Here is a 20,030-nt window from a genome sequence, read left to right as displayed (position 1 = left end):
TAGGTTATTTAACTGCAAGAAGAAATTACACATTAGACTTCTTGCATAAATCAAAAAAAGAACCCACTCCGCCTTTGACTTACGTCAAATTCTCCCCTCCCCGCCTGCGGGGAGGGGCTGGGGATGGGGTGTTAGGGACTTTTGCAAGAGGTCTATTAATTTCTTCTTGCTTGTCAGCTTTACTCCTGCGACTCAGTAACCTTTTGTTGATATTCTTTGTACTCTCTGTCTTTATGGTGCCAGTATTTCTCAACTGTTACTTTAGCAGCGATCGCACTATCGTATTCATCTCCACCTTGGCTTAATAATCGCTGTTTGGTTAGCTTTCGTAAGTCAGAAACAACTTTGCCATTAACTTTACGCGTCTTTGACCAATCTAAAATTGGTTGTGGATAATAACTATTGTTAATGTATTTCTCCTGTTCAATTTCTGGTAAACTATAGCCCCGCAGTTCCGGTATCCAGTGGTAAATAAAGTCTCCTTGAGGGTCTTTTTCGGTAACATTCTTCGACGGATTATAGATGCGGAAAGTATCGCTGAGGGGATTAGTTGCACCAGCCTGCATCTGCCACTGCCAATTATCAATTGCTAAATCTCCATCTACTAAATAGTTCATGTAGTGTTTAGCACCGTGATGCCAGGAAATACCACAATTGATAGTTAAAAATGTGGCGCACATTGCCCTCATCCGAAAGTTCATCCAGCCCATCGTTTGAAGTTGCCGCATACTTGCGTCTACTAAAGGGAAACCTGTCATTCCTTCAAGCCATGCCTGGAATAATTCTTGTTTTGCAGGTGATAATTCTGATGGTGTATACAAACTATCAAATTCCGGGTAACGGTTAGTATGAGCAATTTCTGGATGAAAATAGAGTCTTTGAGTGAAACTATCATGCCAGCGTAAACGGTCTCGAAATGCTTTGAGGGAGAATTCTGCCTTGGGTTGAGTTTTTAATTCTTCTGCTCTAGCTTTAGTGCTTTGGTAAACAGTGCGAGTTGAAATAGTCCCAAAAGTCAGGTGTGGTGATAAATGAGATGTAGCACCAAGCTGTGAGAGCATTGGGCGAGAAAGTTTCCAATGGTATCCGTAATATCTTTTTTTGAGAAATGAGTCTAGTTTAGCTTGTGCTTGTGTTTCGCCCCCTGGAAAGTAAACTTTCTCTACTGCCCAAAAGCGATGGTATTTTTGTTTGAGTTCTAAAAATGTTAACTCTGGTAGATTAAGTGTAATTTGAGGCGTATTAATAGTTGCTGGCGCTTGATATTGGGATTGTCTTTGATAGGTATAATATTCGTTAAACCACTGGTCACGTTGCTCTGCTGATTGCAGAAAGTTGTTTAGTCCAATGTGGTAGTCGAGATTCAGCTGCTTGTAAAAATCAACTATAGTTTTATCCCGGCTGATACCATACTCTACCTGCACATCACGGTTAAAGAAAAGTTTAGGTTTATACCCTTGCTCAGTTAACTGCTTAGTCAACTCTTGCACAATGTTTGTAGAATTACCTTCAAATAAGTACAGCCGACTACCTAACTTTTGAAGATTAAAATTCAGGTTTTCCAAAGACTCAAATAAGAACCGAACTCTGGCAGTTCCCACATCAGCCCAGGTATAAAACCAAGGGTCAATGATAAAGAATGGCAAAACTCCTGCACCGTCAGCAGTTGCTATTGTGACAATTTCGTTATCAGTTAATCGTAAATCTCGACGGAACCATAGAAGGTGCATAGTTTAATCTACCATCACTACAATACATTTGTACCAATATTTTCTTTTGCTGTCGAAGTTGAGTGTCCATAGCCATTTGTAATTTATCCTCACTTATTGAGGAACTGGGTGCTATCAAGGAGCAACAGTGGAATTAGATGTAGCAAGAGCGCGCGCCTTAGCTATTTACAACACTCTGAGCAAGGAAGAAAAAGAGCAGATTCCGCAAGTGTTGCGGGTATGGTTGCGCTAGTGAATAGCGGCTACCCAAATAAGGCGTGAATAATAAAGTGGCGTCAATTTCCTGGGGATGCTCTAAAGCTAACCAAGCAGCTAAAGTTCCACCTGTTGACAATCCACCAATTACAACTTGTTGGCCTAGCGTTTTTGCAATCTGCAACCATTTGAGGAGAAATTGTTGATAAATCTCAATATCTGTTGGTAGTGGTGGAGGATTTTGACGATTCCAGTTACCTGAGTGTCCATGTCCGGGTTGTAAAGGAATCAGAACGTTATATCCGTTGTTAAAGAAGGCTTGACCGAGTGGCCCGAATTGGTAAGGGCCTGCTGTAAAACCATGCAAAAACAAAAAAACTTTTGACGTGAAGTAAGGATGAATTAAAAATTTGGAACGACAGGCTTCGTTTTTAAGACCTAACGTAGACTCTAATTGGTGAACTTGCTCCAGGGTTTCTGCTGTATTTGTTGGGATGGCAACTTTCATCTATTACTTATTATTCTTGTATGCAATATACTTGAATTTATTAATTAAGTAGTTACTTTGGATCTAGCAGAGGATATATTTTTGAGTCAGCCTGTTAAAAATGAAAAAGTTTTTTCAAGTTGGATAAGCATCCAATCCATTTTCTTTACAAATCTTTTTGCTGCGACGCTGGGCTACGCCACGCCACGGCTAATAGAGCGATCGCTGATGTTGGTTAATCCATCACAAAACTGGAAGTTGCGTAAGATTAGATAAGGCTTGCTTGTGGTCTTTCGAGTTTGGCATGAGTTGTTTTGGGCAGTTTTAATGCCGTGCAAGGCTAAAACGCATTTCATGATGGCCAAAGAATTTACTCTTCGGTAAGCGTGATGGATGGCTAGTTAGTTCTTTGGAAAATCAAGATAGCGGTGATGATAGCTCCAGCGATCGCAGTTAAGATTATGGCAGTTCTCCACAATGGCTTCATATTGCTACTCTATTGTCACAATATTAAGAAAGCACAATCTTATTGAAGCGCCACCGCTCTAGTTAGTTAGTAAACCCAGTAGCGATATCATCAGTCTTAGCTGCCATAATGAAATCGTTGCGATGCAGTGCTTGAATCGCGTGTGTCCACCAAGTAACTGTTACCTTGCCCCATTCGGTCAGTAAAGCGGGGTGATGTCCTTGTTTGTCAGCCTCTTCACCCACTAGTTGAGTAAAGGCTAGTGCTGTCTGAAAATCAGGAAAGTTGTAGACACGTTGTAGATGTGACTCACCATTCTCCTCAATCATCTTCCAATTAGGTATCTGAGGCTGAAGTTCAGCAATTTCAGTCTCAGTTACTGGCAGCGAATCACCACCACAGGGAACACAAGTTTTTTTTAGTAAAGCTTCCACTGTTCTTGCTCCTTCACGAGTCACAATTTCAATTGAGTGTACTGAATCAGTTGTGGTTAGAGATAATCTCTAATTCAGTAGTCTGCCTCTAATTTCAGCTTACTACTACTCCCCTTGAATCGACTAAAATTCTACATCTGATGTCAATCAAAACCTAAAAGGTTAGAGAAGTAATCCAAGGGTTGAATGACAGGGATAGCTATTGTTTTGATTCGCTCAAAGGCTGATTTTTTCTTCCAGCAGCGCCTCAATGATGCGCTACACCTGTTCACCTTTGACTTCAGTTTTAGTAGAACATCATTTATTGTGAAACTGGGCTTAGTCATCTCCATCCATTAAGCGACAACGGCTTTGGGTTTTGCAAGCAAGTTGAGAAGAACGCTCTCGTACAATAGTCGCTAAATCTGGTCGTCCTGTTAGAAAAAGTCGCCAAGATGCCCAAATTCCATATAGGAAGTCGGCAATAGCACCGATAACTGGTAAGGAAGTTGCAGCATAGACCCAACCCATCCCCAGAATTTCGTAAATGCGATGGAAAACCTCAACATTTTTAACTAGCGTTCCGTCTGGCAACACAGCATGAATACGCCCCATTGCAGTTTCATAGTCAACACCGCCATGTGCTTGGGGATTGTAGTCATCAGCTGCAATATCTACAAACGCCACCAGCCCTCGACCCGCGTCCCGCTTTTTCAAAAAGTTAACCTCACGCAGACACAAGGGACATTCTCCGTCATACAGCAATTTGATTTTCCACGACGGCAAAGTGGATAAAGGCTGGTCTAGAGAGTTGTTACAACCGTAGGATTGGATTTGTGGTGAGGACATTTTGGGATCTTAACTAAGTTTATTTTCTTACATAAAGCGTAACGCCTCTGGAATTATAAGTAATGCCTAATCTAAATTAAAAACGTTTCTTATCCTGTAAGGTTTTGAAAATTGCCACAAATTATACTTTTAAAGTTATCAACGAAATTACAAGGGTTTCAACATTTAATTCACATTAAACGTAAGTATTTCACTAACAACGAAAAGTTCTACAATCTTACCCGCAGTTGAGAATATTCAGATGCCTGAAATCTGGAACAACCCGAATTTCCTGAACCAGGTATATGCTAGGACGTTATTATTAGTTTTATTTGTCAATGTGTGAGTGATAGCATTTTTAGAAGTTGCGAGCGCTCCTACCTTGACTTTACAATGCTGGAGTGAATTTATGAACTCATGTGAATTAGTGGATATTGTAGCAGCCAAGACCAACGTGAGAAAAAAGGAAGCATCGAAAATCATCAGTGCTTTTTCCAAATATCGGAGAATTTATCGGGTAACTGCGCGACCTAGAAGGTAAATTTGCCTGTTGCAATAACTTCAAGTCTCATGTCTAAAAGGTGATTTATGAAGGTTCTTCAGACAGCATGGGGCAATGGAGGGGTTAAGCGTGAGTGTTGAATTGCAGATGTTACACAAGTGCGATCGCTATTGCATTTTTGAGATTTTAAAATAGCGTTTACTCAAGAAAGCCATGTTTAAAGGATTCGGTCGCCCCAAGAGCGCGATTGCTATCTTCCCAACGTCTGAGCCAATCGCCCTTTTAGGGAGACAGATTTGACCGAACAATTCGCAATTCGCAGTGACGCTCGTTCGCGGAGCGTGCCGTAGGCAAGACTCGCTAACGCAATTCGCAATTGCGGACGTAATTGAATAATTGCTGCACTTATTTTATTAGCTACTTTTAACTACTAGTCTGGGCATCATAAGTATATAGTGATTATTACTACAGATGCTCCCGAAATTTGGCTTTGTTGCAATTAGCGTTCTGCTTCTAGGGAGATCCAACAAATAAAATGCCCAGCCGTCGCTTTCGCCCTCAAGGCGAAAGCGCCTAGATATCTCGGTTGTGCCAAAAATATTATTGATACGGCTGGGCATTTTATTTTCTGAAAGTGCCCTAGCTCAACCAATTTTCAACGACAGGCTCTCAAGGGAACAGTTGAGGGGGCTATCGGCAATCCTCAGTAATTGGAACATCATGGCTTGGTGCAAAGCGAAGGGGAGCAACAGCGTTCGCCCTGCAAGTATTAGTAAGAACAGTAGGATTACCAGCAGATGTACTCTTATCGAATAAGATAAGCCAGAGCCGACTTGATTTCCTCTTCAGATGCCAGACTTTGATCAACTGCCAGGAATGACACTAAATTAAGTGGCTTGTTGGTCTGCGCTGCGGCATATATTTTGTGGTGGCCATCCAGTAAATAGTGAGCTAAACACCAATGCTCAGTAATCTCAGGATTACCCTCCCAAACAGCTGGCTGCTTAATGTCCAAAACAGAGACAGCAAATGCCGTTGGTTGCTTACCATGCGCTATTTCATCCTGATAATGTACCACTCTGAGTTGATCCAGCTTTGTGGCAGGGAACAGAGGAATGACAAACTCGAAAAGTTGGCGATGTTCGCCCAGTGCCAGTGAGTGACTACGATAGTAACTAACATGCGGATGATGCGGTGGTAACGCATCGATGCCCCACAAAGCAACCTGCTCTTGAACAAAATAATCATCAGCATGTCCCGGTGCAATTAGGCGTGGAAGTACTGTTGGAAAGTTGACATAGTAAGTTCCTGTTGGGAGGATCTGGCTTAGAATAGAAGTAAATGTAGGATTGATAATGTCAATCCCACTATTGAGCAGTTCTGCAATGGTTGCGGCACAAATACTGTGATTGGCACTCTCAAGCCGCTCAAAAAAGAAGGCGCAAGTTCCGCAGGCATTCCCAATATGATAAGCTCGTTTGTTTCCAATTGTCAGGTAACGATCCCAGCTGTTATTAGATTTCTCGAAACCAAGAATTGAAGAAGAATAAGATATTGTAATACGAATTGGCTTGTTCATAGGCGTAGCAGAATATATGTGTCACAAAAACTGCCCTAGACGCAAGCTAGAGCAGTTTTTGATAGAAGTAAATTATATAGGAGACTCTTATTGTTGTCCCCGGTTTATCCATAATAAGTACCGTTATATAGTACTATTCACCTCAATTTTCGTACTTTACGCAAAAAACGAATAATCTTGAAGTTGGCATTACAAAGTTTAGAGGTCAGCATCAGTCAGCGCATCACAAACGGCAACTGTGATTTTGAGCTTCTTCCTTGGTAGGACGCAGGACATGATTAGCTGGGTAAGGAAATCTGGGGATGGAGGAAGTCGCGTAGGCGCAGCCCGTCGTAGACATCGCTCTCAAAGCGGGGGTGTAGACATCACCCAAACTATTGAAGCTGCTGCAAGAACATCGATTGCCTATTGAACGGCCTCTGTTTGGCTGCAACATGACGCAGATAGTGTTAACTTGATTTTTGAGTAGATATTCCAAACCACTTTATCAGCTTTAATTTGGGACATTTGCTGGTGTCATGAGCGTAATGCTAAAAGTGGCAAAGATGAATTTGTCAAAGCGATGGAGAAAAAGCAGTGAATGGGCAAACCCTAATTCAAATACAGCAGGATTTACTCACAAAAGCGTATGCTGCCTTTAACGCTCGTGATATTGATTCCGTTCTCGCACTGATGCACTCTGATGTGGAGTGGGCTAATGGTATGGAAGGCGGGTATGTTCGCGGTCATCAGGCGGTGCGTGATTACTGGACTCGTCAGTGGACTTTGATTGATCCTCATGTTGAACCTACAAGCTTTCAACCCGATGAGAGTGGGCGAGTAATTGTCTATGTTCATCAAGTAGTGCAGGGTTTAGATGGAAACTTGATCTACGACCAAATGGTTCAGCATATTTACACTATCGAGAATGGCTTAATCCGACGAATGGACATTCAGGATTCATAAACAGGTCAGCATAAGCCAGCGTATTACAGACGGCATCCGCGAATTTGAGCTTCTTCCTTGGTGGGTCACAGGATATGGTTGCTGGTGATGGGGGCTGAGTAAGGAAATCTGGGGATGGAGAAAGTAGCGACACCCGACAGCCCGTCGTAGACATCGCTCTTAAAGCAAAGCGTAGCCAATCGATTTTCTCTCTTACTGCCGAAAGCCCTGCTGATGTAGGCTATTGGAGTGTTCAGCGGCGTGTTGGTGGGAAATCTGGCGCGGAGATTTGGTTTAGTAGCTCTTTTAGGCTGATGCACCATCTTTAAAATAAGTCTCCTGTATTAATGTCTGCAACAAAACCGTATTTCTCTCCTGCTGTATGTTTATTGAGAGATGACAAATCCCTCTCAAGTTAGAGATGCATTATGTGCTGTGATAGAGGATTTTTTGCTCATACTTGGGTATTCTATTTAGATGAGATAAAACAATTGTAATAAAGATTATAATTTTTCTCCTTAATTACCTAATTATTAATGGATTTTGCTTAGAGACAAACAATTTTTCCGGTCATATTGGTAGTAGATAAATAGTTTGAGAACCACGATTAGGAAATATGAATAACACAAACGAAGTTGATAGTACTAAAAATAAATTGGGTCAGCAGAAAAGAGAGGCTGAAACTGATATAGATTCATCATCTAACGAACTGACACAGACAAATAAAACAATTAATATAGATGGTCAGCGTCCAGTCGAGCCAAGTAATATTGAAATTAAAGAAATAATTAATATAGACGGTGAGCGACCAATTGGGAAAAATGAAACCGATTATGATAAAACAATTAATATAGATGGTCAACGCCCGATCGGGAAGAGCGCTTTTCAAGAACATGAGATGCTAGCTGTAGACGGTAAGCGTCCAATTGACCCTAGCGATTTAGAGGTTGAAGCTGTTATTGACATAGACGGTCAACGTCCGATAGCTAAAAGTAATTTTCTATCTTCAGATACTCTAGAGATAGACGGTAGTCGCCCAATAGGTTCAAATAACAGCTAACACATCAACTAGGGCGATAATGATTGATTTTGAACCTTGGGACAGCTTGTTGCGTCAGTATGTTGATCAGCAGGGTCGTGTAGACTATGTAGCTTGGAAAAAAGAGCAACCCCAAGCAATTGCAGATTGGTTAGCCAGCCAAAAAAATCTGGCTTTTAAATCTAATAGCAATAATCTCGAACAATTGGCATTGTGGATCAACCTTTACAATGCGTTCACCATTTCGACAATTTTGGAGAGATACCCAATAGAATCGATTCGTCCGCGAATTTTAGGGATTTCCAACTGGCTAGCTTTTTTGTGGTTCTTCCAACGTCGCGCTTATTATATGTTTGGGGAAAGTTATAGTTTATCTAAAATAGAGAACTCTATTCTACGGGACAAATTGCAGGAGCCACGAATTCATTTTGCGATAGTCTGTGCTTCGGTTGGTTGTCCTTTACTACGTTCGGGAGCCTACTTTGGGTCGCAAGTCAGTCAGCAATTAGATGAAGATGCACGTCGTTTCATAAATAACCCTGAAAAAGTCCGTTATGAAACGACGTGCAAAACACTTTACTGTAATAAAATCTTGAAGTGGTATCGTCAGGATTTTTTAAAGGTTGCACCGTCCATTCCCGAATACATCCGCTCCTACTTGAAAACAGACTATCCCCTTAATGCCTCAACGCGAATATCTTATCTTGACTATGACTGGAGTTTAAATCAGCGAATATCTTCATAAAACTGTTTAAGATAATTTGCATTAACGCCAATGCCCCACAAAAGTCCAATATAAAGGTAAATTGCAGTTGCTTTGAAGCTACCCCATTTGGCTACGCGACGATCTGAAGAATGAACAATCCGATTTACCAGATAAATACGTCCTTTTTTAACTAATTTTAGACATAAATCTCCATCCTCCATAATCGGCAATGCCTGATCAAATCCGCCACAATCCCAAAAATCAATTCGACGACAGAACATTACTTGATCTCCAAACAACAGACGCAATCCTCGAAAAAAGAGGTGAGGCTTAAATAACAGTGGTGCGTAATAGGTTTTTAAATAATTATGTAGAGAGATACCCCAACGAGTTGTTTGAGATCCTGACATCAGAGAAATGAACCCGCCACAGGCAATGGTAGGTTCTGCCAGAGTCTTGTTGATGACGGTAATTAGATCATCTGGAACCCAAGTATCTGCATGAAGAAAGCAAATAATATCTCCAGTTGCTACTGATGCTCCATAGTTCATCTGAAGAGAACGCCCTGGTTGTTGAGATAAAAGAAATTGTACATTCAAAGTTTGATTAAATGACTCAAAAATTCGCTTTGCAACTGTCACCGTCTGATCTTGGCTGCCACCGTCTACCACTATCACTTCGTCAGGAGGAGGATTAAGTAAAGTCAGTTGGCGCAATGTCTGCCCTAAGTTAGTTGCTTCATTTAAAGTAGGAATGATAATAGAAACTTGAGACATACCGATTTAGTGGTTTTATCGTTATCTTTATTTTACTTGTTGATGTCGTTCGGCTTTAGCCCAAAGAGAAATCGGAGAATGTTAAGACGTTTTATAAACATTTCATACAAAGCATTTGTCACTAAAACAGTTGCTGTACTAATAATTAAAAATTTTGCGGTTCTGCCTAAATCCCATTGCACTACATAAAAAGATATCGCCACCAAAACTGTTTGATGCAGCAAAAAAACTGGATAAGCGGCAAGGGTTGTATATTGCAGGATATTATTAGTAAATGATAGATATTGCTGACTTAGCCCAAGTATGGCAGTTACCCAACACCAAGAATTGAAACCTCGCAACATTTGGTAAAGAATATATTCCACAGAATAGCCGCGTACAGGAAGTACCTCAGTTACCTGTATTCCAAAGATAATGGACATGGTAACTACTGCCATAAACAACACGAGCTTTTGATATTGGGCAATTGCTTGTCTAAATCTGGTATCAGAACACAGAATAAAGCCGTAAACAAAATAACAAAGGTACAGCAATAAATTTGCCCAGTCATCATAAAGATTTTGAAAACCAAACCATTTGGGGCGGAATGCACCTTCAATCATAGCCAATGGTAGAGCAGGTAATAAAATTACTCCTGGCTGTTTCATGAAAATTGCAATAGTAGAATACCAAAGTCGCCCCATCTCTTGCTTGAAGAATAACAATAGAGGGAGACTAACAAGAGATATTACAAATAGGTAAATCACAAACCATAGATGCGCCCATTCAAAATTACCTTGAGGACGAATCCCGTTAAAAAACTGTGGGTAAAACTGTAAATACGAACCGATATCTGTGTGATGAGTAAGAACTTTGTAATAGACTTGAGGAGGAACTAACACCAGCGTGCCAAATATGAAGGGGATCAATAGTCGTCTAAAACGCTCATTCACATATTCCATTGGTGTTCGCAACTGGAGAGAAAACCAAGAGGCAGCCCCGGAAATTAAAAAAAACAATGGCATATGCCACTGATGAACAAAAAAAATAAACCATCCAAGGACAGGGCTTGGTAAGTCATTTTTAATATAAAAATCGCCTAATTCGCCTTGGTAAAAAACTGCGGCAGCATGAAAATAAATTAGCAATAGCACCGCTAATACTCTTAACCAATCCAGGTCATAGTGTCTTTCTTGGTGATTATTTGTTATATCTAAATCAGATTTTAAATTCATTATTGGGAATGGGCGAAAAAGCGAATTGCGAATTGGTTTAATGCTCTAGAGCATGGTAACGAGCTTTTAGCAGTTTTCCCCAGATTGCATTGTAAGGATGTACAACCTGTGTAGGTTGATTGTGTCTAAAAATGAGCCTTCCTTCATTTGCCCACTGAAAAATCCCACCGCTCAAGTTATAAATGCACTTCATCCCAGCTTCATTAAGCTGCTGGGCTAATTTGGCGCTACGGTAGCCAACGGAACAATACACGACAATTGGGTTGTCTTTTGGCACTGTAGAAAGTACTGCTAAGTCAGGTATAAAAGGATATATCTGTGTTGCTGTTTCGATATGGCTCACCGCATATTCTGTCTGACTTCGTGCATCTAGCACTAATGGCCGCGGCTTTCCAGAATCTAATAGCAATTGAGCGAATTCCTTGCTTGTAATTTCCTCAACATCAGGAAACTTCAATCTAATCAGAAGTTTAAGAAACTTAAACATAAGTGATTGCACTTGTAAAAATACGCTTTCGTTTTTATAGATAGTTTTAAATTTAATTGTATCACGAGTATGATTTAAAAGACTTTTCAGGCTCTATGAGCTATTAGTTATCGAAAATAAATTTAAATATGGCTTTGCGATGGCGTAACCGCCCGCCGGAGGCGTCAGCACCGAGCGGATACCATTTACAGGCATTTAAGAAACATCAGCGCACCACAAACGTTGCATTACAAAGCCTTGAGTCTATCTTGTTACAGTTGATTAGAAATAATTCTTTATATGCGATTATTGGCTAGAGAATGTTACTATCTCAGCATTCTGTCTAGGATAATTAAGAGTGAAAAACACAAAGCTAGAAGAGAAAAGTTTGTTCACAGTAATAGATGATGCCGAAGCGATAAAAATAACTGGCAGTCTAAAGAGTGTTGAAATTGAAATTAAATGTCGATTTCATGCAAAGCCTATATTTAATGCAAAGCGGTTTCCAAAAAAAGGTGTACTCACCGATGTTATACCTTCGACGATAGCCTAAATACTCATTCATTTCACAAAACGCGCGTTCACACGTTGCGATAAATGACTACTGAAACTGCTACACCTTGTACCGGAGTTTGCGGTGCGAAGGCAACACGCAAGAGAAATGATTGACCACGGGTGTATGGCGTATTAATACTGCCCTTCTAGCGATCGCCTCATACACTGTACAAAATATTCGGGTGGCAGGTACTTTATTATACAAAGTATAATAAAGTCATTATTTTTGAATTTCCTCCAGCCAACTCTAGTAAGGGAAAAAGTTATATGAAACTAATTAAAAAAGTTTTAGCAATCTGTTTTCTATTATTTGGCATTCCCTTTTCTGCTGTGATGATTCTAGAAATTATGAATCCCAAAACTCCTGCTCAAGAAAAAGAAAATGATGTAGCGGCTTTAACTATTCTTACTATTCCATCAACCATTCTAGGAGGCTGGTTGAGTTGGTCTTTAGTGCAGCATAATCGAAAGGAAAAAGCATTACTTCTGGAATCAGAACAAAAGCGTCTTCAGTTAGTCTTCTTAGAATTAATTGAGCAAAAGACTGGCAGAATAACGGTATTACAACTGGCGAAAAATGCTGAAATATCAACCCAGTTAGCTAAACAATATTTAGATGAAAAAGCCAAGGAACTTAATGCTGATTTTGAAGTAAATGAAGAGGGAAATGTTTTGTATCATTTCTCTTGACACCCTTTTAGGGACTTAATTAGAAATAAAATTACTTATAAAAAGCTTCTTTGGTTGAATCCACCCTATTTAATCAAACGCAGTGAGGAGACGAAAGTTAGACGGGAGCATCCCAGTTTTTATTTAGTGAGCAAAGATTAATCCATTGAGATAAGCACAACGATGAGCTAAGACTTGAGGAACGTTATCAGATTTCCATTGTGCGCCAGAAATTTTGGTTCGACGGTCAATCTGTTTAACAGTAGACTCAATAGCACCAGAACCAATGGAACAGATTTGTTCTGCTTGATAATATTGGTAATTGACAATCCGGTGTCGATGTTTCTCAAGGTAAGCACAGAAATTAAAAGCTTGTTTGAGCTGACAGTCAGCAAAAACAGCGATAGCATCATCAACTTTTCCTTGCCAGAGAAGGGTTTTAGCCTGATTGAGCCGTTGATTAGAACCGCCAATCTTGTGTAGGTTTTCCATCAGATGAAACCAATCAAGTACCTCCCGACGCTGGTGTTCAGGAGCAAAATCGCGGACAATATTCCAAATCCCATCATGGCCATCGCCAAGACAGGTCAAGATAGGAGCAAGTGATTGGCTTTTGACCCAATCAATTACAAGACTATTTTCTTGAAATGAGGCAGCAATCGCCTGTTTTTCATGTAAGCAGGTAGCTTTATAACCCTTCCAATCACACACTTGTCCCTTGATTGTACGAATGCGGATATTTCCCCCATCCACACTCAATTCCTCCAAGGTTGATTCTACTTGCGGTAATTCAAAATTTTGACGATGCACTAGTCGTTGCTGCACACTTTTTGATACTTCTACACCAGTTAAATATTCAATATCTTCTGCTGCACGTTGATACGATACCGACGCGCTGATTCGTAAACAACAAGCTTCTAGATATGGACTCAACTGATTATGGGGTATAATTTCTAGCTTTTGTGCCTGAGACTTTGTAATTGGCAGTTCTCTAATAATACTTTTTATCTTTCGTTTATATCCACTGCTTTCTCCTGTGGCATTTTCGATAAAAAAACCCCTACTTCTGGCATGACATATTCCTGCATTTGAGAGCGTACTACTTCTTCTATTTTTGCCAAACTTGTGAGTTGCTCACCCGTAGTACTTTTGTACAGTATCTTTGCTATTGCACGAGAATATTCTTTTATCTGTTGTTCTTCTTTAGGAGTCATTGATACACCTAGTCTTGATGACTTTATTATCCCTTCCTGATGTCCCCTTACTTCCTGACTTCCGTTTTCTGTAACAATCCTTCCTTGTTATTTATTTGTTTTGGAATAATAAAAACTGGGATGCACCCAGTTAGACTACCTCTGTTTTTGGCAAAGGTATTGTAAATGTACACCCTTTATTTACATCTAACCCAACACCAATATAAGCATTCTATCAACAAGTATCTATTCTCTTGTTTCACTCAACCTCATATTCATCTTAATTTGTCAATGGCTGTAATCAATAAATTCAAGTATGCTGAATTTATCAGGCTACTAGTGCAGATTCCACAGGAGATAGCTTTGTTCAATATCAACTTTTCTTTTTGTATCTGGTTAAAACAACGTTATACAGTCATTGGAGTTTTATTGCTTGCTATGTCTATTACAGCTTGCAATAACTCTGCTACATCACAACTAGCATCTGCCAATCGCCCAACGCTGGCAAATCTTTCGGACACGTCTAATCCATCTTCTCCACCCGCCTCTGGCACACAAAATCCTGTAAAAAACCAGTCCCAAGAACAACAAGCGGTCCAACTCATTCATGATTATTACGATGCCATCGCTCGCCAAGACTATAAACAAGCTTACTTGGCTTGGGATGGAGATGGTACTGCCAGTAAGCAATCATTTGAGGAATTTCAGCAGGGTTTTGCTAACATCGTATCCATTGTTGAAGAAGTCGGAAAACCGGGTTCTTTAGAAGGGGTAGCAGGTTCGCTATATATTGAAATTCCCGTTACTGTTACGGATGTTAGTAGCAATGGAACTCCACAGCGTTTTCGTGGTAGCTATAAGCTGCGACGAGTCAATAACGTTCCTGGCTCAACTCCAAAGCAACGTAGATGGCATATCTACTCGGCTAATATTTCTCTTGAGCAGTAATTGGTTTTAGAAAAAGAATCATCCTGAATGTAGGGAAAACGCACCTTATTTACTAATAAAAACTAAGAGAAATTTCAAAATGATATAGATAATTGTAAAATTTGGTGAAATGATAAATAAAATAAATGAAGCATTTCGGGAAATCATTAATTAGCTTATCTGAAGCTGAATTACTATTTATTATTACTAAAATAACTCAAAATTCGAGTAGATAAAAGTATGTTTATCAAGAAAAAAGAGATGTTTCTCCTAAAATTCCAATTCCACTTTTGATATATTTGATATATGATTTTAAGCTAATGCTAAAACTCTTGCTAAATAATTGTTATCCATCGCGGCGAGAAACTGTTTATTTTTAATTCCACGTTTAACACGCTTTTCTTGAGTTAAAAGATTAACTGCAATATAGTCTGAGAATTGCAAAATTCTGTGGAGCATTATCTTTTCTAATCCGACAGTCATCTTCCCTCAAGGCGACATCTAATACCCAATGTAATGAATTCTCAATTCCCCAATGACTGCGAATAGAATTACCGAACTGTCTAGCATTTGACTCGAGGCTACTGATAAAATAATGAGTTTCAACCGTTGTTTCACCATTTAATGAACGGACGGATTCTACCATCCCAACACTGCTAAACTTTGACCAGGCTGAATCTGGATCAGCTTTCTCTGCTTTTAATTTAGCTGTGGCAATTTGTGTTCCTGGACGTTTTACATCTCTAGTAAATGTGCCAAAAATATCAGTATTAAAATCCTGTGGTACTATAACTTTGATGCATAACTCTTGTTCTAATAGTGGAGCAATTACCTTTTCTTTTTGGTGCATTGTCGCCAACACAGCCAGACGCTCATTAAATAATTACTGGTCATTCATTCTGTGCTAATCCCTATTAGTTAAGTTTGTAGCTTTTCATAATTCTAAAACGGCTGATTCTTCTAATTTTATCACCGCAAACCAGCTTGAGCTTCTTGAGAACAAGCGTACTAGCAGCGATGCCTGCGGTTCAAATAGCCTACGCGATTTGAAGCTCAAGTTTATCAAACCCAAAGCATTAGTTCAGATTAAACAATTAAGGTTGTGTTGAAATAATCAATGCTTAACCTGACTGCAAAGAGGCATTAAAGTTGCGCTGTTACACTTTGCTGTGATTTAAACGCGATAATCAGGGAAGTATATGCAAACTTTAACTTTGACCGCTTGCTATCAAATCGCCTGAGACGGCGACAAGTGTTGATTGGGACTGGAGCCTTAACTGGTTTTGCGATCGCCAATCAATGGTCTAACAAAGTTCAAGCCCTGCCCCGATTTTCTAATTAGGTTTAACCACTGGAGGACGAAGGGATAAATCCGCCAAAACCCCCATTATGACGCTTATGGAGAGTAAGATTGGCAATCAATCTTACCCAAATTCCTAGCCAAGGAAATGCCCAAATCTTCAGAGGTTGAATAGGACGCGGGTCAGATAGAGGCTTGTAACTGAGTGAGAGGTTGGCTTTTTGCCAAGTGTTTAATATATAAGTCAAATCGCTAGCAAATTTGCGATCCGATTGGCGAACAACAATCACACTATTAATACGTTGTTCAGTGAAAAAATTTACACTAGGAAAATCTGTAATAAAAACTACAGAACGATTGTCAAATAAATTTTCTGGAACAATACGAAAAGCTAAAGAATTACCTTGACGATTAGCATCTAGCAAGAAGGCGGGGGGTGCATTGTCGGGCAAATCGAGTTGGTGCAAGCTATCACAGCCCTGTACCAATGTTGCCAAAATGGATTCTACATCTACTCTCGTCAATTCTTTCGTTGCTTCTAGAGATAAATTTCGTTCCTGAACAAATGCAGTTGGCAAAGGACAAGAATTAAATAAAGGTACGGGTCGATATCCTTTTTTAGCTAATGCTAATCCGAGAAACACGGAATCCATTCCAGCTAAATCAACTACAATCGCCTTACCTTGCCCAACAGGTGGAACCCAGCTGAAATCTGGCGTTGGTAATTGCATAATTATTGGCAATCTTCTGGGCAAGTGGGCAAACAATACTGGTTTCACCCAAGGCGACCAAATGCTATCTGCGGGAGACCAAAGGTCAAAAACAGTTGATTCATCCATCTTGAATTAGTACGGCAATATCAATAGCGGCAAAATTAATTAGTGGCTTGGGGGCAATGCGCCCATAAATACCAGCAGCTTTACCGTTGACCGTATATACTCCTATGCAAGGATACATAATTCCTAGAGGTGTTGTCAGGGGTAAGGTTTGGAAATAACGTTGAGCAATCCAGTTGTTAGGGTCGAGTAAAATATTACAAATTGTCGGGATGTAATTGGTGCGGTCGCTCATGCCGAGCATAGTCACTGTATCCCCATTGTTACAAAAAGCTGATTTGAATAGCCAATGGCGATTTGTAACCCAATTGACACGGCGGGGATCATGAGTCTCAGCTAGCAAAGCTTTCCAAGTATCTAGGGGCGAATTAATCTGGTTCCAGACAAGAGGAAAGCGCTTACTTTCAACAAGCAACATAGACCCAGGATTACATATAGGAGTTTGACTGCTGTGAAAAAAGTATGACCAATTGCAATCTAGAGGTAACTTAGTTAACCATTCACCTTGATAGAAGCGCATTACTGCATCTAGAGAACCACGATACCACTCACTGTTGAGATGAGCAAAACCATTGTGCCAAACTATTTGCTCAGGTGTTGCTAAGTAAGCATTACATCCTCGCTGACGCAAGAGTTCAGCTAAGTAAGCAGTAATTTGCTGGTCTTCCATGTACCCAGCAGCAGACAGTAAAGCAATATGTCCTTTTGGTGGTATTGTCTGTGTCAAAGCATCAACAAGTTTATTCGCTGGGTTTCCTGCCAATGTTGTACCAGGAAACTGTTGCACCATCAATTTTGAGAAATTTGAAGCTTCGGTGTAACCTCCGGGAACATCATAATTTGCTTCGGAAATCCGCCAACCATCAGATGTGGGATGAAAGTCAAATCGTACAACACGGGCTGCGGCTGGTGATGGTTGTACGGATTTTTCGGAAAGTATTTTGACAATTTGACGAGGTAAACCCAATTGCTTCATCAGTTCGGGACGTTGCAATATTTGCAATTCAGCAGTATTTGCTTCAGATGTCAGTTTTTCAGCAAGTGTTGCTAATTGCTGCCAAACCAACGTTGGGAGGATTAAAGCAAAGGGAGCCAGGGTACTAACATCACCGATTTGGGCATCCCACTTAAAGCATTTAAGTGCCAAGTGTCTGCGAATCTGAGTAAATGTTTTTTTATCTAGTTGAGGTAAACATTGCCATTGTTCAAAGTAGCAATTGAGATCCAATTTAGTGCCAACCGTAGGTTATAACTCGTAATTATGTTGCGCTGCTTGTACAGCACAATTAATGTAAGATGCCATATACCTCCCTTTTATTGGGAGCTTTTGAGTAAATGACCAACCATAATATAGTAATCCTATTTGATTTTTGAAAAAACTCCGTACATCTCAATAGTGGGAAAATCGCAAGCAATTGGATGCCATAGACAAAGCACTTGATGAGATAGAAAACGCGCTCATCCGAGTTATGCCAGAAGAAAATGAGAAGGCATAATTATTTGAGACGATCAACACTACCATAGCCACGCCTGAAATAATTCTTGTTTTGCTCCTAATAACGCTAATGGGGTCTTTACGCAAAAAACGAATAATCTTGAAGTTGGCATTACAAAAGTTAGAAGCAAGCATCAGCCAGCGTATCAAAGACGGCATCCGCGACTTTGAGCCTCTTCCTTGGCGGGCCACAGGACAAGCATGATAGGGGGTGATGAGAATTTGACGAAGTGAATGCTTAACTAGCAATTACCAGATAAAGCCTTTAATGCCAACAATCCCGCCCCATAAGCTGGTTCATAGCGGGGATAAATCACATTTACGAAAGGATAATCATGAACAATAGAATTAATAAATCTTTCCCGTAACTTACATTTTGCCTGCCAGATGCTTCCTGTGGTGACAACTTCCACAACCTGCTTAGAATCAAAAATGTGATTAATAACTGTAGAAGTAGCTATTACCAATTCTGCAATCGCTTGCTCAATAATACTATTAGCAATTTGATCTCCTGCCGTCGCCGCTTGATCAACAATTGGGGCTAAAGCTGCTATTTCTTTCACACCCCATCCTTTTCGATATATCACTTCTATTAAGTTTTCCATACTTTCTAGTCCTAGATGCTGTTGTAAATTTTCTACAAGACTTGTTGATTTTCCACGTCCATCATAGGCTTTTAGTGCAGCTTGCATCCCAGCCACAGCTATTTTATAGGCGCTACCTTCATCCCCTAAAATATAACCCCAACCACCGACTCGTTTACTTTTTCCTTGATGATTTCGTCCAAATACGATAGAACCAGTTCCAGCAGCTACCACAATACCCACAGCATCGCCAATTCCTCCCATTAAAGCAATTAAAGCATCATCACAAATAACAAGATGATCTGGTTGTATTTTCCAGGTAATAGATCGGATATCTTGGCTATTTTGTAATTGATTAACTATAGCTTTTATGACTTCCATATCCTCTGGACGACTAACACCTGCTAACCCCAGAAAAATCGCTACTACATTAATTGTATTTGTGTACTTGAAGGCTGTTATTGCTGATTGATGAATTGCAGATTTAATTTGTTTTTTGGCGGCGGCTATACCAATACTTTGATAATTAGATGCCCCGGCTTCACCTCTTCCTAAAATATTACCTGCATCATCCATGAGGATACAAATAGTCTTGCTGCCACCACCATCAATACCCAAAATACAATTCATATAATATCCGTGTTAGATTCATCAGATAACTCCTAATTTACAAGAAAAGGGTGTGGGGTGTGGGGTATAGAAATAAAAAACCTATTGTTGCAGGGTTATTGCAAGCGTAAAAAAAAAGATGTATAACGAGTGGTGCAGCGCGATAAATACAGCGTCACTCGCTTCGCTCGAATTCAAAATTATTAATTCAAAAAGTGGTCATTGCTCCAATCTCCGGTTTTTAAACGTGGGTTCCCTATACCCTATACCCTCTGAACCTAACAGGGGCTTAACCGAACAGTATTGGGTGTAGTTCATGAATTGCCCCTACATTCGTAATGTTTTACATAATTTCTGATTAACTTACTTATTTTCTGGTTCTAAAGGAATAAAAAAGATAGTTAACATACCGGGAATAGTTAGCAAACACACCAACGCAAAGAATACAGCATTTACGGCTGTTATGAGGTACAGTAGCAGCAACTAGCAAACCAGTTTCTTAAATGTTGAGGATTTATTAAGTCGAGTGCAACTGAG

Annotated in this window: 20 protein-coding genes and 2 pseudogenes; 6 read left to right on the top strand and 16 right to left on the bottom strand. The window is 40.0% G+C overall.

All coding sequences use genetic code 11. The annotated features are described in order from the left end of the window. Positions 1-179: 179 nt before the first annotated feature. The 6 genes from V7K15_RS23415 to V7K15_RS23390 form a co-directional block, all read right to left on the bottom strand. Entirely contained in the window at positions 180-1,730 is a 1,551-nt protein-coding gene (locus V7K15_RS23415) for a deoxyribodipyrimidine photo-lyase (RefSeq protein WP_334909288.1), read from the bottom strand. 157 nt (positions 1,731-1,887) lie between these two features. Next, positions 1,888-2,433 (bottom strand): alpha/beta hydrolase, encoded by a 546-nt coding sequence (locus tag V7K15_RS23410; RefSeq protein WP_334909286.1) that lies wholly within the window; start codon positions 2,431-2,433, stop codon positions 1,888-1,890. Between the two features lie 173 nt (positions 2,434-2,606). Continuing rightward, positions 2,607-2,768, bottom strand: a complete 162-nt coding sequence (locus V7K15_RS23405) for a hypothetical protein (protein WP_334909284.1) — start codon at positions 2,766-2,768, stop codon at positions 2,607-2,609. Between the two features lie 193 nt (positions 2,769-2,961). Next, a complete protein-coding gene (locus tag V7K15_RS23400) occupies positions 2,962-3,336 on the bottom strand; it encodes a 4a-hydroxytetrahydrobiopterin dehydratase (protein ID WP_334909282.1) in 375 nt (124 codons plus the stop codon). A gap of 294 nt (positions 3,337-3,630) precedes the next feature. Continuing rightward, positions 3,631-4,140: a thiol-disulfide oxidoreductase DCC family protein gene (locus V7K15_RS23395; protein ID WP_334909280.1), complete on the bottom strand. Its 510-nt coding sequence runs from the start codon at positions 4,138-4,140 to the stop codon at positions 3,631-3,633. 1,286 nt (positions 4,141-5,426) lie between these two features. Next, the gene (locus V7K15_RS23390) at positions 5,427-6,200 is read right to left on the bottom strand and encodes a hypothetical protein (protein WP_334909278.1); all 774 of its coding nucleotides are present in this window, start codon (positions 6,198-6,200) and stop codon (positions 5,427-5,429) included. A 274-nt stretch (positions 6,201-6,474) separates the two neighbouring features. Between V7K15_RS23390 and V7K15_RS23385 the strand changes: the two genes are divergently transcribed. Further along, entirely contained in the window at positions 6,475-6,612 is a 138-nt protein-coding gene (locus tag V7K15_RS23385; RefSeq protein WP_334909276.1) for a hypothetical protein, read from the top strand. A gap of 164 nt (positions 6,613-6,776) precedes the next feature. Further along, on the top strand, positions 6,777-7,145 hold the full coding sequence (locus tag V7K15_RS23380) for a nuclear transport factor 2 family protein (RefSeq protein ID WP_334909274.1): 369 nt from the start codon (positions 6,777-6,779) through the stop codon (positions 7,143-7,145). A gap of 65 nt (positions 7,146-7,210) precedes the next feature. Here the strand turns inward: V7K15_RS23380 and V7K15_RS23375 are convergent, their stop codons facing one another. Next, on the bottom strand, positions 7,211-7,447 hold the full coding sequence (locus V7K15_RS23375) for a hypothetical protein (protein ID WP_334909272.1): 237 nt from the start codon (positions 7,445-7,447) through the stop codon (positions 7,211-7,213). Positions 7,448-7,740: 293 nt separating this feature from the next. Between V7K15_RS23375 and V7K15_RS23370 the strand changes: the two genes are divergently transcribed. Both V7K15_RS23370 and V7K15_RS23365 read left to right on the top strand, forming a co-directional pair. Continuing rightward, entirely contained in the window at positions 7,741-8,184 is a 444-nt protein-coding gene (locus tag V7K15_RS23370) for a hypothetical protein (RefSeq protein ID WP_334909270.1), read from the top strand. A gap of 19 nt (positions 8,185-8,203) precedes the next feature. After that, on the top strand, positions 8,204-8,908 hold the full coding sequence (locus tag V7K15_RS23365; protein ID WP_334909268.1) for a DUF547 domain-containing protein: 705 nt from the start codon (positions 8,204-8,206) through the stop codon (positions 8,906-8,908). Here V7K15_RS23365 and V7K15_RS23360 read toward each other — a convergent pair. From V7K15_RS23360 to V7K15_RS23350, 3 genes are read right to left on the bottom strand one after another with little or no spacing between them, the layout of a single operon-like run. After that, positions 8,890-9,645 carry a TIGR04283 family arsenosugar biosynthesis glycosyltransferase gene (locus V7K15_RS23360; RefSeq protein WP_334909266.1) on the bottom strand — a complete coding sequence of 252 codons (756 nt, stop codon included), beginning with the start codon at positions 9,643-9,645 and terminating at the stop codon, positions 8,890-8,892. The genes V7K15_RS23365 and V7K15_RS23360 overlap by 19 nt on opposite strands. Before the next feature lie 32 nt (positions 9,646-9,677). Next, positions 9,678-10,859 carry an acyltransferase family protein gene (locus tag V7K15_RS23355; RefSeq protein WP_334909264.1) on the bottom strand — a complete coding sequence of 394 codons (1,182 nt, stop codon included), beginning with the start codon at positions 10,857-10,859 and terminating at the stop codon, positions 9,678-9,680. A gap of 37 nt (positions 10,860-10,896) precedes the next feature. Continuing rightward, the gene (locus V7K15_RS23350; protein ID WP_334909262.1) at positions 10,897-11,346 is read right to left on the bottom strand and encodes a rhodanese-like domain-containing protein; all 450 of its coding nucleotides are present in this window, start codon (positions 11,344-11,346) and stop codon (positions 10,897-10,899) included. An 801-nt stretch (positions 11,347-12,147) separates the two neighbouring features. On the opposite strand from V7K15_RS23350, the gene V7K15_RS23345 reads away from it, so the two are divergent. Further along, a complete protein-coding gene (locus tag V7K15_RS23345) occupies positions 12,148-12,570 on the top strand; it encodes a hypothetical protein (RefSeq protein WP_334909260.1) in 423 nt (140 codons plus the stop codon). A 123-nt stretch (positions 12,571-12,693) separates the two neighbouring features. Here the strand turns inward: V7K15_RS23345 and V7K15_RS23340 are convergent. Further along, positions 12,694-13,763, bottom strand: a protein-coding gene (locus V7K15_RS23340; protein ID WP_334909257.1) for an ISKra4 family transposase whose coding sequence is annotated in 2 segments (ribosomal slippage) — positions 12,694-13,607 and positions 13,607-13,763 — 1,071 coding nt in all. Because the reading frame shifts where the segments join, the coding sequence is not laid out codon by codon here. 270 nt (positions 13,764-14,033) lie between these two features. Between V7K15_RS23340 and V7K15_RS23335 the strand changes: the two genes are divergently transcribed. After that, positions 14,034-14,690, top strand: coding sequence for a hypothetical protein (locus V7K15_RS23335; protein ID WP_334909255.1), 657 nt, complete (start codon positions 14,034-14,036; stop codon positions 14,688-14,690). 291 nt (positions 14,691-14,981) lie between these two features. On the opposite strand, the pseudogene V7K15_RS23330 reads toward V7K15_RS23335, so the two are convergent. From V7K15_RS23330 to V7K15_RS23315, 5 genes and pseudogenes are all read right to left on the bottom strand, one after another. Then, a pseudogene (locus V7K15_RS23330) lies at positions 14,982-15,363 on the bottom strand (ISAs1 family transposase); the annotation flags it as partial. After that, positions 15,355-15,519 (bottom strand): annotated as a pseudogene (locus V7K15_RS30085) (DUF6671 family protein); the annotation flags it as partial. The pseudogenes V7K15_RS23330 and V7K15_RS30085, both read right to left, overlap by 9 nt. 494 nt (positions 15,520-16,013) lie before the next feature. Beyond that, positions 16,014-16,808: a hypothetical protein gene (locus V7K15_RS23325; RefSeq protein ID WP_334909253.1), complete on the bottom strand. Its 795-nt coding sequence runs from the start codon at positions 16,806-16,808 to the stop codon at positions 16,014-16,016. Continuing rightward, the gene (locus tag V7K15_RS23320) at positions 16,801-18,033 is read right to left on the bottom strand and encodes a glutathionylspermidine synthase family protein (protein ID WP_334909251.1); all 1,233 of its coding nucleotides are present in this window, start codon (positions 18,031-18,033) and stop codon (positions 16,801-16,803) included. The genes V7K15_RS23325 and V7K15_RS23320 overlap by 8 nt, the downstream gene beginning before the upstream one ends. Positions 18,034-18,542: 509 nt before the next feature. Beyond that, positions 18,543-19,514 (bottom strand): N-acetylglucosamine kinase, encoded by a 972-nt coding sequence (locus V7K15_RS23315; protein WP_334909249.1) that lies wholly within the window; start codon positions 19,512-19,514, stop codon positions 18,543-18,545. Positions 19,515-20,030 lie beyond the last annotated feature (516 nt).

This window comes from Nostoc sp., assembly GCF_036919815.1.
Classification (GTDB): Bacteria; Cyanobacteriota; Cyanobacteriia; order Cyanobacteriales; family Nostocaceae; genus Nostoc.
The sequence above is the reverse complement of the archived record's forward strand: the minus strand, read 5'-3'. Positions and strand labels throughout refer to the sequence as shown.

Coding starts and splice junctions, on each gene's coding strand:
- V7K15_RS23415 (WP_334909288.1), bottom strand. CDS start 1,730: ATGCACCTTCTATGGTTCCGTCGAGATTTACGATTAACTGATAACGAA.
- V7K15_RS23410 (WP_334909286.1), bottom strand. CDS start 2,433: ATGAAAGTTGCCATCCCAACAAATACAGCAGAAACCCTGGAGCAAGTT.
- V7K15_RS23405 (WP_334909284.1), bottom strand. CDS start 2,768: ATGAAATGCGTTTTAGCCTTGCACGGCATTAAAACTGCCCAAAACAAC.
- V7K15_RS23395 (WP_334909280.1), bottom strand. CDS start 4,140: ATGTCCTCACCACAAATCCAATCCTACGGTTGTAACAACTCTCTAGAC.
- V7K15_RS23390 (WP_334909278.1), bottom strand. CDS start 6,200: ATGAACAAGCCAATTCGTATTACAATATCTTATTCTTCTTCAATTCTT.
- V7K15_RS23385 (WP_334909276.1), top strand. CDS start 6,475: ATGATTAGCTGGGTAAGGAAATCTGGGGATGGAGGAAGTCGCGTAGGC.
- V7K15_RS23375 (WP_334909272.1), bottom strand. CDS start 7,447: ATGGTGCATCAGCCTAAAAGAGCTACTAAACCAAATCTCCGCGCCAGA.
- V7K15_RS23370 (WP_334909270.1), top strand. CDS start 7,741: ATGAATAACACAAACGAAGTTGATAGTACTAAAAATAAATTGGGTCAG.
- V7K15_RS23365 (WP_334909268.1), top strand. CDS start 8,204: ATGATTGATTTTGAACCTTGGGACAGCTTGTTGCGTCAGTATGTTGAT.
- V7K15_RS23360 (WP_334909266.1), bottom strand. CDS start 9,645: ATGTCTCAAGTTTCTATTATCATTCCTACTTTAAATGAAGCAACTAAC.
- V7K15_RS23355 (WP_334909264.1), bottom strand. CDS start 10,859: ATGAATTTAAAATCTGATTTAGATATAACAAATAATCACCAAGAAAGA.
- V7K15_RS23350 (WP_334909262.1), bottom strand. CDS start 11,346: ATGTTTAAGTTTCTTAAACTTCTGATTAGATTGAAGTTTCCTGATGTT.
- V7K15_RS23345 (WP_334909260.1), top strand. CDS start 12,148: ATGAAACTAATTAAAAAAGTTTTAGCAATCTGTTTTCTATTATTTGGC.
- V7K15_RS23335 (WP_334909255.1), top strand. CDS start 14,034: ATGGCTGTAATCAATAAATTCAAGTATGCTGAATTTATCAGGCTACTA.
- V7K15_RS23325 (WP_334909253.1), bottom strand. CDS start 16,808: ATGGATGAATCAACTGTTTTTGACCTTTGGTCTCCCGCAGATAGCATT.
- V7K15_RS23315 (WP_334909249.1), bottom strand. CDS start 19,514: ATGAATTGTATTTTGGGTATTGATGGTGGTGGCAGCAAGACTATTTGT.